General features: G+C 55.7%; 11 protein-coding genes and 1 riboswitch. Of the genes, 9 read left to right on the top strand and 2 right to left on the bottom strand.

The genetic code is table 11. The features are described 5' to 3' along the window. The first annotated feature begins 203 nt into the window (after window positions 1-203). On the top strand, window positions 204-569 hold the full coding sequence (locus tag MJO47_RS14110) for a cytochrome C (RefSeq protein ID WP_253961753.1): 366 nt from the start codon (window positions 204-206) through the stop codon (window positions 567-569). Between the two features lie 18 nt (window positions 570-587). Next, entirely contained in the window at window positions 588-3479 is a 2892-nt protein-coding gene (locus MJO47_RS14105) for a PKD domain-containing protein (protein WP_253961752.1), read from the top strand. 134 nt (window positions 3480-3613) lie between these two features. Here MJO47_RS14105 and MJO47_RS14100 read toward each other — a convergent pair whose 3' ends face one another. Together MJO47_RS14100 and MJO47_RS14095 are read right to left on the bottom strand one after the other, a co-directional pair. Continuing rightward, window positions 3614-4282 carry a response regulator transcription factor gene (locus MJO47_RS14100; RefSeq protein ID WP_253961751.1) on the bottom strand — a complete coding sequence of 223 codons (669 nt, stop codon included), beginning with the start codon at window positions 4280-4282 and terminating at the stop codon, window positions 3614-3616. Window positions 4283-4312: 30 nt separating this feature from the next. Further along, window positions 4313-5722, bottom strand: a complete 1410-nt coding sequence (locus MJO47_RS14095; protein ID WP_253961750.1) for a PAS domain S-box protein — start codon at window positions 5720-5722, stop codon at window positions 4313-4315. A 561-nt stretch (window positions 5723-6283) separates the two neighbouring features. On the opposite strand from MJO47_RS14095, the gene MJO47_RS14090 reads away from it, so the two are divergent. The 7 genes from MJO47_RS14090 to MJO47_RS14060 all read left to right on the top strand — a co-directional run bounded on the left by MJO47_RS14090 (window position 6284) and on the right by MJO47_RS14060 (window position 16395). Beyond that, window positions 6284-6670, top strand: a complete 387-nt coding sequence (locus MJO47_RS14090; RefSeq protein WP_253961749.1) for a cytochrome C — start codon at window positions 6284-6286, stop codon at window positions 6668-6670. A 30-nt stretch (window positions 6671-6700) separates the two neighbouring features. Continuing rightward, window positions 6701-10099: a PKD domain-containing protein gene (locus tag MJO47_RS14085; protein WP_253961748.1), complete on the top strand. Its 3399-nt coding sequence runs from the start codon at window positions 6701-6703 to the stop codon at window positions 10097-10099. A 237-nt stretch (window positions 10100-10336) separates the two neighbouring features. Beyond that, window positions 10337-11179: a thrombospondin type 3 repeat-containing protein gene (locus MJO47_RS14080; protein ID WP_253961747.1), complete on the top strand. Its 843-nt coding sequence runs from the start codon at window positions 10337-10339 to the stop codon at window positions 11177-11179. Between the two features lie 43 nt (window positions 11180-11222). Beyond that, complete coding sequence (locus MJO47_RS14075) at window positions 11223-12029, top strand: cytochrome c3 family protein (RefSeq protein ID WP_253961746.1); 807 nt, start codon at window positions 11223-11225, stop codon at window positions 12027-12029. A gap of 33 nt (window positions 12030-12062) precedes the next feature. Then, window positions 12063-13088, top strand: a complete 1026-nt coding sequence (locus MJO47_RS14070) for a peptidylprolyl isomerase (RefSeq protein WP_253961745.1) — start codon at window positions 12063-12065, stop codon at window positions 13086-13088. A 282-nt stretch (window positions 13089-13370) separates the two neighbouring features. Further along, a riboswitch (cyclic di-GMP riboswitch) is annotated at window positions 13371-13446 on the top strand. Window positions 13447-13569: 123 nt separating this feature from the next. Beyond that, window positions 13570-15867 (top strand): GGDEF and EAL domain-containing protein, encoded by a 2298-nt coding sequence (locus MJO47_RS14065; protein WP_253961744.1) that lies wholly within the window; start codon window positions 13570-13572, stop codon window positions 15865-15867. A gap of 189 nt (window positions 15868-16056) precedes the next feature. Then, window positions 16057-16395 (top strand): cytochrome c, encoded by a 339-nt coding sequence (locus MJO47_RS14060; RefSeq protein ID WP_253961743.1) that lies wholly within the window; start codon window positions 16057-16059, stop codon window positions 16393-16395. The last annotated feature ends 2 nt before the right edge of the window (window positions 16396-16397 follow it).

Below are 16397 nucleotides of genomic sequence, written 5' to 3'. Positions count from 1 at the left end.
TTGTGTAAAGGCACAGTTGCTGCAGAAATGGCTTCTAGCGTTCGGCTCAAACTCTTTAAACAGTCGGACCTCTTTATGGCGTTCCCCAAAAACCCATAAACGGTCCCGGCCCATGGAGGTGCCCTCTCACAGAATAGTTCACTCGTATTGGACAGAAAACGTGTACCAAATCCAACAAGTGATACTCAAGGAGAAGCCTTAAAATGATAAAGATTTTGAAAAGAGCGCGAACGTATCAGCTGATACTTGCCTCGCTGATGCTCTGTCTATTGGGAGCCGGCAGTGCCCTGGCCCTGGTCCATCCCGATGTCGTCCTTCGTGGTCCGGGAGGTGAGTACGTTGATCTGAATGCCGCCGGCCCGCAGCCGGCTTACAGCGCCCAGAACACCTGCGGCACCTGTCACATCTATGCGAACATCGAGCAGCATTCCTACCATGTCCAGATCGGGGCCAACCAGCAGATGGGTTGGGATATGTGGAACCCCGATTCCGCCAACACCTACAAATCCGGTGTGGCACCCAAAGGCAAGAACTGGGTGCAGAGCCCCGGCCACGTAGGCAAGTGGTGACCGCCCTCCGCTCGCCAGTTGGCGAGACTTTTCGAAGGCAACAGCGGTACCTCCAGTTATGACCCTGCTACCGGTAAATTCAATGAAGTCAATTCCCTGCTGAACAGTGCCGGCGAACTGATGAAACCCTTCAAGTATGCCGATTTGACAGACTTCGCTAAAAAGGTCGACCTGTCGCTGGCAGGCAACATGATGGACTGCGGCGAATGTCACGTTGGCGGCGGTGCCATGCAGTATGTGCCCTACACTGTTTTGGGCGCCCGCACCCCCCTGCGGAACATCAAGACCACCGACGTCAATGGTTCCGGTCCGATTCTCAAGACCGACATTACCGCCTTCAACTACTTCATCGATAACTACGACGTCGATGGCGATGGCAACAAGAATGAAGTAATGCATATCGATTACGCCAATACGGGCGTGATGGAAGTCGACTGCTTTATGTGTCATCTGCAAGGCTACCAGTATGAGGAGCGCAATACCGTGCTGCGCAAGGCCAAGATCGATGCCACCCGCGCGGTTGGCGCTGGTTTTGCCACCGCGAACACGCTGGTGTGGGCTCCCACGGCGGACGAGGCTCCTGCCGGCTATGGGAACACTGTTGTTTATGACGCCGCAAAGCTGTCTGAAGATGTAAACGGCCATGCCATCATTCCTTCGAGCTTTTTCGCTAATTTTGTCAAGCGTACGCCGGCTTCGGAAAACTGCGCTTCCTGTCATATGGGTGAATACGCCGTGGACTGGAAAAAGCGCGGCGACCATTGGGAAGGTGAGCACGATTACGAAGTGCACTACATGTACGGGTGCATGGGCTGCCACGAGCGTATGCCGACAGCCGCTCAGCCCGGTCCCTTTACCTCTGAGGACGGTGGACTCTATCCTCAGATGGGCACGGGACTGCTCGGCCACGATCCGGCCAAGGGAAATGCCCCTTACAGTTCACTCTATAACGGCAACGACAACGTGGCCTTTAAGGGCTGTGAAGGCTGTCACCTGACCGGCACCAACGGCGCCGAACAGTTCGGAGCGCCCGATCCCACCGCGGCTCACCAGGCGGCCGGCCTGACCGCGCGTATCGTGCAGAGCGGCATTGACGGCGTCGCCAACATCAGTCACATCGATCTGATGGATTGTTCGGCCTGCCACAGCCGCAAAATCTCCAGCAGCGTGTGGAACACCGGCGGCGCGGTGGTCGATGCTACGGGCGCCGACCCGGTCGGTCGTCTGGCCGATCATGAGAACCAATACGTCGACCGCAACAACATGACCGACCGTACCGGCCTGTCCTGGTACAATGGCAAACTGCTGCGCGTCGGTATTCTCAACACCATGTTCTACCGCGACAAGAACGACATCGACTTTGACGCCAACCTCGATGGTCGCGGCGGTGGCATGGATGCGTTGCTCATGACCCAGGTGCTGGCCGTCAATGAGGCCAACGGCTGGAAATCCCTTACCGAAGACACCCACGGTAACGTGACGGCGGCGGCCATCGACGCCCGTGTTGCCGCCATGAACGCCGCGGTCGATGGCTGGGCAGGCGTTACCGGCAAGGCCCAGACCAAACTGTCCTTCATGGGGGTCCCCTTCAAGGATCAGCACAGCGTCTCCCCAGCGGCGCTGGCCTGGGGCGCCAACGGCTGCGCCGACTGCCATGCCGCCGGCTCTGAATTCTATCGTGGGGCCATGCGCATGGTCGGCGACGACATGACCATGTACTGGAACGATGACTTCGTCCCCTACACCAAGGCCAACGGCTCCACGCAGCCCACGGACTTCCACCCCAATACCAAGAACAAGGTCGCCAATCGCTCTATCGCCGTGACGGCGACCAACGGCACTCTCAGTCTGGATGCCGACGGAGATGGCACGCCGGAAAGCTACAAGACGGTGCGGGATGTTGATCGTTCCGAAGCCCTGTACGAAGGCACCTTTATGACCAATGCCGACTTCGCCGATTCCTACAGTTCCACGGGAGCGATCGGGTTTGCCGGCAACGAAAAGGGGTGGCTGCTGAAGGTGCAGGCCAAAAACACCGAAACGGGTGTTATCACCACCCGCACCCGGGCTGTTTCTGGCAACGTGGCCGATTTGACCGCTCTGCTGGCTAATCTGGGGGGCTTTGCCACCGGCGATTTTGAATTCACCATTACCGACAATGGGGCTGGGGGAATCACCCTTACGGCCGATCCTGGCTATCAGGTTCGGTTGCATCCTCAGGCGGATTCCGGTAATTTCCTGATTGCCAATGCCCAGTGGAAAGCCGCTCCCGTCAAGGGCATCAACGGTGTCGACTACGCTGGTCGCGACGCCTGGCTTGCTTATCTGGACACCCTCAGCAACGCGGCCGCCTTCGGTATCGGCGTGGATCCGGTGGCTGTCTTCTCGGCGCCGGCCACCGAGGTTACGGTCAACACGGCCTTTGACTTCGTGGCCGACACCAACGCCAACACCCAGGGTACGTTCACGTACTCCTGGCTGATGAACGATGGCAACGGCACGACCCTGACCGGCGCTACCGCCAGCCACACCTTCACCACGACCGGCAGCTTCCTGGTGACGCTGTATGTCGAGGATGAAGAAGGCAAACGCGCCGCCGACTCGAAGTACGTCAAGGTCGTGGCGCCGGCACCTGACACCACCATCAGCTACAGTCAGATTGCCGGTACCAATAGTGCGGAAGTCACCTTCGGAAACATGCCGACCCACACCCGCCTGCTGCTCTACTGGGGCGACGGGACCTACCAGTGGGTTACAGATGATCAGACGGATCTGACGGTGACCAAGGCCTTCCGGGCCGTATCGACCTACGACAAGGGAACCTACTACCAGTACCTGACCCGTGTCTATGTCTACAACGGCAGTTCCCGCGTCGACTATGAGACGGCCACGATCACGCTGAATAAATAACCATCAACCTCATACCGGGTCCGGCGCAAGCCGGACCCGGAAAGACTCCGTTATTCCATCCAGTTGCAATGAAATGAAAAAGCCCGAGGAGCATCCCCGGGCTTTTTTTCTGCCGTTGTCCTGCCAAACTGAATTTACAGTGTTTCCAGGTCTACCAGTCCCAGTTTGACCGCATAGCGCACCAGTTCCACCCGGCTGTGAATATCCAGTTTTTTCATGAGATTGGCCCGGTGATTCTCTGCGGTTTTGGGACTCAGTCCCAACTGCTCGGCAATGGCCTTGGTGGTGTGTCCTTCCACGATCAGGCGCATAATCTGTTGTTCGCGGGGAGAGAGCAGGCTGTAGCGCTCGTCGCTTCCCGATTCCTTGCCGTTCCCGCAAACGAGTTGCCCCACGACTTCCTGGGAGACGTTGCCATCCAGGTAATATTCTCCTCGTAGCAGCGTATCCATGGCCTGAACCAGTTTGGCGCTGGTGGCCTCTTTGACGACGTAGCCGTGGGCACCGGCTTTGAATGCCTCGGCCACATACTCAAAGCGGGGATGCATGCTAAGCATGAGAATTCTAATGCCACCCTGATTTTGAGCGATGCCCCGCGCTGCCTCGATACCTGTCATGTCCGGCAGGGATACATCCATGGTCACCAGGTCCGGACGCAGATCCTGGGCCAGCCTGAGGGCATCCTGGCCGTTGCCAGCCTCACCGATGACCGTGTAGCTGCCGGTACGGGCAATCAGACTTTTAAGCCCTTCGCGGAAAAGGGGATGGTCGTCAACCAGTAGAACGCGTTTTTTGGGTGTCATGGGGTCTTCCTGTCAAGCTAAGGGTTATGGTCAATTCTCCAGCACGGGAATTTCTATCAGGATACGGGTGCCCTTGCCGGGCTCCGAAACAATTTTGAACTTGCCATTAAGAAACTGAACCCGTTCGTACATACCCACCAGTCCAAGCTTGTTGCCGCTGTTGATCGGATTCATTTGATCTTTGATGGTGAAACCGACACCATCATCTTGAATTCTCAGAAAAATGTCAGGATGGGAAGCTGTCAGGCGAAGGGTGACCTGCTTGGCTCCGGCGTGTTTTGCCACATTGTTCAGAGCTTCCTGGATAATTCGGTAAATATTGATCTCTGCGTCGCTGTTGAGGCGGATCTCTTTCATCCCTCCAGTCTTGAAGTCGATATTCAAGGAGTGCATTGCCTGGACCTTCTTGATGTGGTCGTGGATAGCGTCGACCAGTCCGAGGCGCTCGAGTGAAGAAGGTCGCAGGGCTCCCGACAGTTTGCGCACGGAATTGATGGAAGAAAGGATATGGGCGTTGATGGCGGCGAGTCGTTTTTGGATCGCTTCGGGTTGCGACACGATATCTTCGGCGAGGGTTTCCGTCGCCATCTTGACGGCATTGAGTCGCTGGCCCAGGTCGTCGTGCAATTCCCGCGAAATAAATTTGCGCTCGTCTTCCTGGGCGTTCAGGAGGCGATGGGAAAGGGCGCGTATGCGCTGCTCTGATTCCTTACGGCTGGTGATATCGCGGGCAACAGCCAGTTTGGCGGGTTTGTTGATGCCAGGCATGCGGATGCCCAGTTCGATGACCGAATACCAGGCCTTGTTGGCCTGGTTGAAAAATTCCTTGTAGAGGGGTTCCCCGGATTTGAATACCTCATCGCGGCTGCAGTCTTCACATGGAGCATCTGAGCCACGACACAGCTTGTGACACGGATCTGTGTTGATGTCGCCATGGCAGGACGCCAGCATTTTTTGGTTGGCATAGATGATTTTATGGTCATCGCTCACCACGTAGACGCGGTCTTCCATGGCATCAAGGAGTAGGCGCAGGGTTTGTTGGGAGACCACCATGGCCTCGGCCATCATCTGGCAGTCCGTCTGGTCCTTGAAGGTGCCAACAATAGCCGGTCTTCCGTTGTGACTTACCCGCTTGGTTTCGATCTCCATCCAGAAAATCGAACCATCCGCTCGGGCGGACGGCTGCGCCCAGCCGGCGTGCGGGATGTCTTCGGCAATCATTTTGGCGTGCATATCCCTGAAAAGGTCGAGGGTGCTGGAATCCGGATAGACCTCGGAAAACAGGTCGCGGTGGAGCAGGCTTGCTCGGTCAGAAAAACCAAAAATGTCGGCAAAACGCTGATTGAGATAAATCAGTCTGTTGTCCTGACAGACATAGGTTCCCAGGGTGAGGTTCTCAGCGATGGTGGTTCCCAAGCTGGGCTCGGATTCAATCTGCATGGTTTTGTAACCTCCTGCCAGGATGTCGTGCGCTTCCTCATGTGGATAGACGTTCATTTGTGCAAGTTCAGGGCCTGGATAATTATTTATGGCCATTTACCCATATCTGGTTATATGACCATCTCGCCCCTCTTTTTCACTGGGGTGCCGATCCTCAATCTTCATTTTGAAAATGCCCCAAATCCATGAGTAGAACTCCCTGTTTGTCTTGGGGGGTAGTCCTCAGAATGAAAAAATATTTTCAAAAAACTGGGACGGATGCTCTTTGAAGCCGTTCATATATTTTCTTTAATATCAATAAGATAGAATTTTCTTATTGTTTGCGTCTCATCCCGGGGCCGTTTACGGCCCAGGGCGCTCAACTGCTTGGTATCGTGGTTGCTATATAGGATGTCAGCTCTTTTCTCTCATTCCTATGCAAACCGCTTGCCCAGCCTGGGTGATCCCCAAAATCATCTGGTGGGGCTGGTGGAGAAAGGAAGGTCGAAGACATTTCGGTTTTTCGTTTTACTGCATTCACATTGGTGTGAACTAACAAATGATGAAGAAAGGATAGACGCAATGAAGAGGAGGAGTTTCAAAAGATGGGTGCTCGGTGGGGCGCTGGCGGCAGCCGGTCTTACCCTGAGTGCCGGTCTGGCGGTTGCCGCGCATCCGCCGGTGACGCTTTACACCTACGAAGAGTTGGCCATGCAGTATGGCTTGAATGTTGCCAACAACGAAAAAATGCCGGTTCAGGTTGATCCCAATACCCTGCGCGGCTTCCCTTACAGCCCCAAGCAGACCTGCGGGGGTTGTCATGAGTACAATAAGATTTCCGACCATGCCTTCCACGCCGCCCTCGGTATGCACGAGTGGCAGGACACCGCGGACGGCGAGTTCAAACTTGATGATCCCAATGTCATCAAACCCTGGGTTCAATCCGGGGCCATGTGGGGTAAGTGGTGAAGTCCCTCCCTTCGCCAGGTGGCGAACTTCATGGATCAGAACCCCGCAACACCCGAAGTAGTTGATGACAAGTATTACACAGAAGAAGAATTTTTGGCCCAGACCGACCTGACCACCTGGGACATGGCGGTTTACTGCGGCACCTGCCACGTCGGCGGCGGCTTTGGTGAAAAAGACCGCAACGGTGTGCGCCTCTCGATGAAAAATCCCGTCGGCGGTATGGACCCGGGTGCGGCCGGATATTCTGAGGCAACGCCTTTCAATGCCTACAATCACTATGTGTTCGAACTGTTCACCAAGGATACGGGCCTGCCGCAGCATGTGGTCGGCCAGGCTCCCTGGGCCTACCCGGTCTATGAGGGCGGGCAACCGGTGACGGCTCCGCAGGGTTGGGGACAGGCGATGACTATGGACCTACCCGACGGTTCTTCCATGCCTGTGGCCGACGGTCAGCTCATGATGCCGAACGTCAAGGAGATGGACTGCCTTTACTGTCACTTCAAAGGCTACAACAACCTCATGGCCTCGGTGATGACCTACAGCGGCGCCCACAATGCGGCTCCTATGGCCGGTTCGGGCCTGATGGACACCAACAGTCTCAGCCCCACCTACCAGGGCTATACCGTTGATGTCGGCAATGGCAAAACCCTCATGGGTGCTCCGGCCATGGTCACCATGGACGCAAACGGTATCGTCAGCCTCAGCGATTATGCCCTGGGCAATCTGCAGGGCAATCCGGACGAGGCCAACTGCCGTCAGTGCCATGCGCCCAGTTCCCTGGAAGATTTGCCGGACATGATGCGGGATTTCCTCTCTTCGGCTCCCATGGTCTATACCGGTAACTTCTCCCAGTCCTTTACCGGGCTGGCCATGCCGTCCTTCGATTTTAACGCCCCCTTCGGCAACACCTGGAACTGGACGGAAGCTCCCTTGGGAGCGCCCTATCCGCCGGGACTGGCCTATCCGACCTCGGGCAAAATTACTGTCGGCGACGTGATGGCCGGCATGGGGATCCTCGGCGGCAACTGGGCCTACATCCCCTCTATTGGCTTCCCGGCCGCCATGGGACCCACGGTTTACAACACGGGCGTCTTCCCCTTTGGCCCCAACGGCATGCCGGCAGCCGAACTGCTGGATCCCTACGATCCGGCCACATTCGACTGGTCCGATCCCAATGCCATGCAGATTCTGATGGCCAAAGAGATCGGTGGCGGCAATCCGGCGGGCACCGGCCCTCTCTATTTCGAGGCGCCTTTGCTTGACGCCAATGGCAATCCCACCGGTTTCATGGATCAGAACGCTCTGAAGAAAGGCATCGTGCCTTTCCCCCGGGCCGAGTGGTTCAAGCGCGGCGATCTCTTCGGCAACGCCCAGCAGGAGGTCCACCTGGCCATGGGCTGCGCCGGCTGCCACATGGACACCAACACCACCAAGATCGACCAGTATGATGCCGATGGCAATATCGTCTTTGACGGCAAGAGCCAGTGCGACCCCGGGCGCGGTTTCGATGCGGCCAGCGGCGTTGAAAACGGTACGGTGGTTGACGGCGTGACTTTCGACTCCAATAACACGGTGAAAAAGTGCGCCGACTGCCATGTCACCGGCAGAAACTCCGATGGCATCGCTATCAACACCTTTGGCGCGCCTGATCCCACGGCCGCTCACCAGGCCGCAGGTTTAACCGCTAACCTGGTGCAGGCTGTCGGGCCGCAGGGTCTTGTGCCTGGCAACCACCTTGACATCATCGACTGTACGGTCTGCCATGTTTACAAAAAACAGATGGCCGTGCGCCTGCTCGATTCCACCTCGGGTCATCGTTTCCCGACCATGGTGGGCTTTGACGAGTCCAAGGGCATGCTGGGCATGTTCGACGATCCCTTCGGCATGGGCATGCCGGCCGGCAGCAATGCCGCCGAATGGCAGCCTCTTTATGTCTGGCAGAAACAAGGGATGTCCGATCAGAACAGCGATCCGAACTGGCGTCGTAAGATCATGCAGATCAACATGATTACCGCCACACTGTGGAACAATATCGATTCCACCGTCGATGCCAACGGCGATGGTCAGACCGGGCGTCATGCCTTGACTTACGACCCCGCCACGGACCCGGCCTACACCGGCATGGTACAGAAAACCTACTATGACCCCTGGATTCAGCGTGACCTCAAGGCCGGTCTGAACTTCGGCCCCAGCGGTTTCGCGCCTATCCCTGTAGGTTTCGGCGGCGGCGATTATCAGTCGGCCTATGCCCCAGATGGAACCTTCACCGGTGCCTGGCAGTATGTCGGTGTCTACGGCGGCAACATCATGTTCTCCACGCCGGAAGAAATCGAAGCCTACAAGGCTTACCGCAATGCCATCGCCCCTGCCGTCGATGGCAAGGATTGGACCGACACCGAACTGCTGCTCGGCGGCGCTCCTTTCATGATCACCCACAACGTGCGCAGCACCGATCAGTTCGCGCTGGGCAAAAACTGCAGTGATTGTCATGCTGCAGGCAAGGGCTTCTTCGACGGCGGCTTCAACATGACTGGTACCGCCATCAAGGCGAATGCCGGCGGTCAGTTCATGGCCTCCGCTGCAGAAGAGTTGGTCATTGTCGCCAAGGCGACCGATCTGACCACAGCCGCTGAGATTGGGACCAAAGACGGTGTTGCCCTGGAGGTTCCCTTCGAAGAGCTGGGCGACTGGGATCCCGCCACCAAGACCTTTACGCCGAATCCGGGCGGGGCCTACAAACGGGTGACGGATCTGGACCGCAGCGTGGCTCTTTATCCGGCTGAAGCGTCCTACACGGCAGTTGACGGCACTACCTATGCCAGCCGTGCCGACTGGGTTGCCTACCTGAACACCCTCAGCAACCCGGCTGACTTCGGTATCGGTGTGGATCCGGTGGCTGTCTTTTCGGCGCCGACCACCGAGATTACAGTCAACACGGCCTTTGACTTCGTGGCCGACACCAGCGCCAACACCCAGGGAAGCTTTACCTACTCCTGGCTGATCAACGATGGCAACGGCACGACCCTGACCGGCGCTACCGCCAGCCACACCTTTACCACGACCGGCAGCTTCCTGGTGACGCTGTATGTCGAGGATGAAGAAGGCAAACGCGTCGCCGATTCCAAGTACGTCAAGGTCGTGGCGCCGGCACCTGACACCACCATCAGCTACAGTCAGATTGCCGGCACCAACAGCGCCGAAGTCACCTTCGGCAACATGCCGACCCACACCCGCCTGCTGCTCTACTGGGGAGACGGCACCTACCAGTGGGTCACGGATGATCAGCCGGATCTGACAGTGACCAAGGCCTTCCGGGCCGTGTCGACCTACGACAAGGGGACCTACTACCAGTACCTGACCCGTGTCTATGTCTACAACGGCAGCACCCGCGTCGACTACAAGACCGCCACGATCACGCTGACTAAATAACCATCAACCCTAGACCGGGTCCGGCTTACGCCGGACCCGGTCTAGGCCTGTTCCTGTCGTGCAATGACGATGCGCCCGGATTCATTTCCGGGCTTTTTTCCTGAGGCGGGCACGGTGAGGTTAGACCGCTTTGGAATGGAATGGTTTTTGTATGCCATCCACGACAGCACCGACATGGTCTTTTTGCTGTTTGTTCTTTTATGTAATGCCCGCTTCTTTCCCTTTGGATATGGTTCTATGAAATGGTTTTTCTGCCTTCTGCTGCTCGGCTTCGGGTTAATTCTTCCGGCGGATGGGCAGTGCTCCAGCCAAAAGGGGGCGTTCACCGGGAGTCTTATGGCTGGTGGGTATTTCCCTGATGGCGGCCGCCATACAAGCGATTCAGGTCTTTACGGAATCAAGCTGGGCTATACGTTAACCGGACGCTCCCTTATTCAGACGCTGGCTCTGGAGGTTGACCTCTCTCGGATTGAAGGGAGTTCGGACAAAGACAGTGAGCCGGGGTATGGGGGGCGTCTCGATGTTCTCTATCCGTTGCGCCAGGCGGGGGATTTTCGTCCTTTTCTGGCCTTGGGAGCCGGAGTGCTCGATCCCCCTGGTTCCATGGGGGCCGATTTTAGCGTAGCGTACGGGGGTGGGGTTGTTTACCGGCTCAGCCCTTTATTCGGACTGCGGGCCGATGTGCGGCATCTTCTGCCCATGACAACGGACCGCTACAATGATTTTAGTGCTAGCCTCGGGGTGGCGATTCGCTTAAGCGGGTCAGAGACTGAACAAAAAAGACTCCCCAAAGACGCCGACAAGGATGGCGTACCGGATGGCCGGGACCGCTGCCCCGATACACCTCGTGCTCTTTCGGTAGATCGCCACGGATGTCCGGATAACCCCCCCGACAGCGATGGCGACGGTGTCGCGGATTATCTCGACAGTTGTGCTGGCACGCCGGAGGGCGCTTCCGTTGATGCGAAAGGCTGCCTGAAAGACAGCGATGGTGATGGTGTCCCCGACACGGAGGATATGTGCCCGGAAAATCCCCCGGGTTTGCCAGTCGACGAACGTGGCTGCGTTCGTCTCGATTGAAATGATTCGTCCTTAACCGGGGGGGCTCGATGAGGATGATTCCGTGCCAAGCCTGAAACGTTTCCTCCAGCTTCTGATACTCTGCACCCCTGGGTTGCTGTTGCTGGTTTCCTTTCTGTGGGGAAGAGGCCAGGTACATGACTTTGCGAACCGCTGTGAATCCTGCCACCTGACCTTCAAGGACGACGGCATGCCTGGCAAATATACCCGGAACATTGATTTTCTGTGTATGGAATGCCATCGCGTGTCCGCGGTGTATTCCCACCCCACCGGCATGGTTCCTTCATTCGATGTGCCCGCTGAACTGTCGCTGGACTGGTCGGGGCGTATGACCTGTGCAACCTGCCATGATCCCCATGGTGAACATGTTGCGGGAGGGGGCGACCTGCTGCGGACGAAATATCGGGGTAAACTTTTCTGCCAGCAATGTCATAATTACGCTTTGCCGACCGAAGGGCGGCACGGCGGCACCGGGGGGCGGGCTCACTTTGGCGGCGTGACGCCCCTCGATTCGGGGCGATGGTCCCGCCTTCTTGATGCTGTTTCCGCCGAATGCCTGGCCTGTCATGACGGGGTTGTCGCCCCGGCAACTTCCTATCGGGTCGGGGAGGAAGACGAGTCGGTAACCTACAGTCAGCGGAAACTCTCCCATCCCATCGGCATCGATTATCGCCGGGCCGCGATGCGGGACCGGGAGTTGCGTTCGCCAGAAGCTCTGGCGCCTTATATCACCCTCTTTGAGGGCAAAATCGGCTGCGGTTCTTGCCACAATGTTTTTTCCCGGGAGAAAAATCTTTTGGTGGTCAACGACAGGGGCAGTTCTCTCTGTTTTGAATGCCATATCAAATGATGCAGAGCGTTCTTCATCAGATTGGAGTTGTTTATGTCCATCAGTTATTTCAAAGCGTTAAAATATCTGTCGATTATTGGTTTTTTTCTGCTGTTTACTTCCCAAACCGTCATGGGGGACGAGAGTGTCGTCGCCAGGGTCGGCGGCATTCCGATTACCACCTATGAGCTTAAACGACAGGTCAGTCGCATTCTGCCGTTGAATTCCAGTTATCATGGTGGTGTTTCCCGCGAAAAGCTCGAAGAGATCGAGGAAAAAGCCTTGGGCGAACTGATTGGACAGGCCATGAAGGTCCGTTATGCTTTGGATAATGAAATCGTGGTTTCCTCCGAGGAGCTGGAGGCGCGTCTTCAGCCCGTCTGGGAAAAATTTCCGACTCCTGATTTGCTCGCCGAAGCCCTGCAGGGAGAAAGTGTGTCGGCCTTGCGGGCCTCCGTGTACCGGGGATTGATCGCCCAAAAAGCCGAGAAGGTTGCCATCGCCCAGCAAGTCAATGTGCAGGAGGCTGAGGTCAGGGACTTTTATCAGGCCAACCAGCAACGGTTTTTCAGACCCCGCATGTTTCGGGCCAGCCAGATCTTTATCAAGGTGGATCCGCGTCTGACCCCGGAACAGAAAACACCCTTTCTGGAGAAGGCACAAGATCTTTCGGCGCGGGGAAAGGCCGGTGAGGATTTTTACAATCTGGCCTACTACAATTCCGATGATGAAAAACGCTACGTGGGGGGAGACCTGGGGTATTTCCACGAAGGCCAGCTTATCGCCGACATCGAAAAAGCTATCGTAAAGATGCAGGTCGGCGAGGTCTCCGACCCGGTCGAATCGATTTACGGCTACCATATTCTCAAGTTGGCAGAGATCAAGGATCCCGTACAACTTTCCTATGAGGAAAAAAAAGACGATATTCGTAGTGAACTGGAGCAGCAGAAATATGAAACCCTGTATGCGGCCTGGATGACGTCTCTGCAAGAAAGCTGCAAGGTGGAGAGGATGGAGGGGCCCATTGCTTCAGCGCCGGGAGTGGAGCGACCGGAGGGAAAGAAAAACCGTTCTCTGTAAAAGCGTCATTTGAATCCTGCGGTGGTCATTTGACCACCTTGGCCCACCGAGAGGAGACGGACTTTTTCCAAATACCCTACTGATGGCCAGGGGTTGAGCGCGTTTTTGGCTGGAAAATCTCATTTTAATCCGAGTGAATAAGGATTAATTCTTTTATAAATACAGTCATTTAAGGCTGTTGCTCTCCTTCCGGAAGAGGTTAGGGGAAAATAATGGCCGGATGCCGGCAAGGGGCCCGTTTTTTGCTCTTTTAATGTTTGTACCACCGCACAATTGTCGCCTGACCGAAAAAAGCAAAACCAGAGAGATCTGGTGACGCAAAGCCACGGATCCGATACAGGACAGCCGGGTTGCCGAAGTGGGTGCAAAACTTCCCAGGACTCGTTATGGACTAACCATGACGCCCACCTTCGGTTTTAAGGTGGGCGTTTTTTTATGATTAGCATCATCTTTCGAAGGTTCCATTCAGAAAGAAAAGATCATGAAGTTGCGTTGGAAACAACTTTTTCATGTAGGGTTGGTCGTATTTTTGCTGAACCTGGTCCTTTTCCTTACGTCCAGGGCCATACACAGGGGCAGCATCGGGACAAGCCGCTATTTTCTGCACTGGAACTTTTTGCTTACCCTGGCCTTCGGTCTGACGATCTATGGCATATTGATCAAGTTATCGCATGTGCGACGAAAACGGCGGGAGATTGAAGCCCAATGTCACACTCTGGTTGAAAGCCTCGGCCTCGGGGTTTCTCTCGTTGATGAGAATTTCAACATTCTGATGGCTAATTCAGCTATCGGGCGCATTTTTGACAAGGATGTCACTAGCCTGGTCGGGCGCCCGTGTTTTCGCGAACTAAAGCGCCGGAAAAATCCCTGTTCGGACTGCCCTGGCGCTATCGCCCTGAGCACCGGGTCTCCCGCCACCGAGGAGATAGTCGGTCATCATGCCGACGGGTCTCCCCGCGTTATGCGGGTGCAGGCCTTTCCTGTTTTTGACCCGGCTGGCCGAGCGCACCGTTTTATCGAGATTGTCGAGGATATAACGGCTCAAAAAGAGGCTCAGCGCGCCTTGCGAGAGTCGAATCAGTTGGCCAAGACGGTGCTCAGCAGCATCCGCGATGGCGTGGCGATTATCGATACCGCCGATTATTCTTTCACGGCCGTCAATCGGGTTTTTCTGGAAAATGTCGGTTTGCGTGAGGAAGAAGTCGTTGGACGCTCCTGCTACGAACTGCTACCGCAGAAACCTTTCTCTTATCCTTCCCAGGATGCCTTCTGTCCCATAGAGGAAAGCGAAAAGAGCGGCGCCCACGCCCAGGCCGATTACTCTGTAACTGATGCCAAGGGGGATATCCGTCACCTGGAAGTTTTTACCTCACCGATAAAAAACGAATCCGGCAAGGTGATCCAGGTGGTCTGGGTGGCTCGGGATGTGTCCGAACGCAAAAAGGCCGAGCAGGAAATCCGCCACCTCGCCTATCATGATGCCCTGACAGGTCTGCCCAATCGTAGCCGCCTTGAGGAGCGCCTGGAACAGCTCTTTTCTCACGGTCAGCCCGCCAATCAACAGCTGGCCATGCTGTTCCTCGATCTCGATCGCTTCAAAAATATCAATGACACCTTCGGTCATGCCATGGGAGATCTCCTTCTCAAGTCGGTGTCACGACGTCTGAGAACCAGTGTGAGGGAAGGGGACATGGTCGCCAGGTTGGGTGGCGACGAATTCGTTATTCTTCTGATCAGAACGAAGAATCGTCAGGAAGTGGAGACCGTCGCACGAAAGATTCTGGAAGTCATTTCAGCGCCTTTCTATCTGGAAGGGCATAAGATTTACATCACGACGAGTATCGGCATTGCCCTGTGTCCTCACGATGGCCATGAGGGCGATCTTTTGAAGAAAAGTGCCGATATGGCCATGTATGCTGCCAAGGAAAAGGGACGTAACGCCTATCACTTCTATTCAGAGCAGATGGGGCAGCAGGCTCTCGAACGTCACCACATTGAACAGGAACTGCGCCTGGCCCTTGAAGAGGGGCAATTTTATCTGGTCTACCAGCCACAGTTTGATTTGCGCACAGGTCAGCTCACAGGGATCGAAGCCCTGTTACGCTGGCGGCATCCCGAGCGTGGACATATCTCCCCACTGCAGTTTCTGCGTACCGCCGAAGAGACCAACCTGATACGCCCTCTGGGTGAATGGGTGCTCGAAACCGCCTGCGCACAGAACAAAGTCTGGCAGAAGGAAGGCTTCCCCTGTGTGAGGGTATCGGTCAATCTTTCGAGCCATCATTTTCGTGATCCTGACTTCAGTCGGGTCGTCAAGGAAACTCTTGCCCGCACGGAACTGAGCCCCCAGTGCCTTGGGCTGGAGTTGGCAGAAAGCGTTCTAATGGAAAACACCGAGTCGTTAGCCCGAATTCTCCAGGATTTCAAAAATATGGGCATCCAGTTGACTGTAGATACCTTTGATACGGGCTATGCCCCCTTGCGTTATCTCAAACACTTCCCCATCGACCGAGTGAAAATCTCTCATGGCGCGGCAGAAACCCTGTTTGTTGGGCAGGACAAAAAAAGTCACTTCGAAGAGATGATTCGAAAGGCGCGCCAGCTCAATCTGGAAATAATTGCCGGTGGCATTGAAACCATGGAGCAGATTGATCAACTGACAACCCTTCGGTGTTTTACCATGCAGGGCTATTACCTCGAACGGCCCCTGTCCGCCCATGATATGCCGAGGGTTTTTAAGGGCGGTCTTTTCCAGGGGCGGCTGGTGGCCAAATCCTGATGTCGTCTGTTTATCCTCTTTTGATCCCCTCCAAAATCTTTGCGCAAGATAAGTCTTGAATTAATTGCAAAATATAGATATTGTGAGCCGGTCATTCTACGGCAAACTTCCGGAGTTTTCCGGTCGGACACCGTCCATTTGAGGATGGCGCCGAGTTCTACGAATTAAAACGTTGAAGGAGGATTGTTGATGAAACGCGTAATGAAAATGACCGCGCTGCTTCTGGGTCTGTTTGTTCTTGCGGCCCCGGTTTTGGCCGCATCCGATGCCGGTGGCCGCGGCCGATATCTTTTCCGTAAGGAATGCCGCACCTGTCACGGTACGGATGGGCGCTCCGTTGCTTTGACACCCCAGAGTCGGAAGGCCGACGAATGGCGCGCTTTCTTTGAGTCTGAGCCCAAACAAAACCACACAGAAGCCTGGCAGAATATCGGCGATCGTAACTTGGAAAAGATCAAAGAATTCGTCGTGCTGAACGCTTCAGATGTTTTTTCGTCCAAGGCTGCTGACTGCTGGGATCCGAAATAAGC

Origin of the sequence: Desulfuromonas sp. KJ2020 (assembly GCF_024197615.1) — a bacterium.
Classification (GTDB): domain Bacteria; phylum Desulfobacterota; class Desulfuromonadia; order Desulfuromonadales; family SZUA-540; genus SZUA-540.
This window is presented reverse-complemented; position numbering and strand designations above follow the sequence as displayed.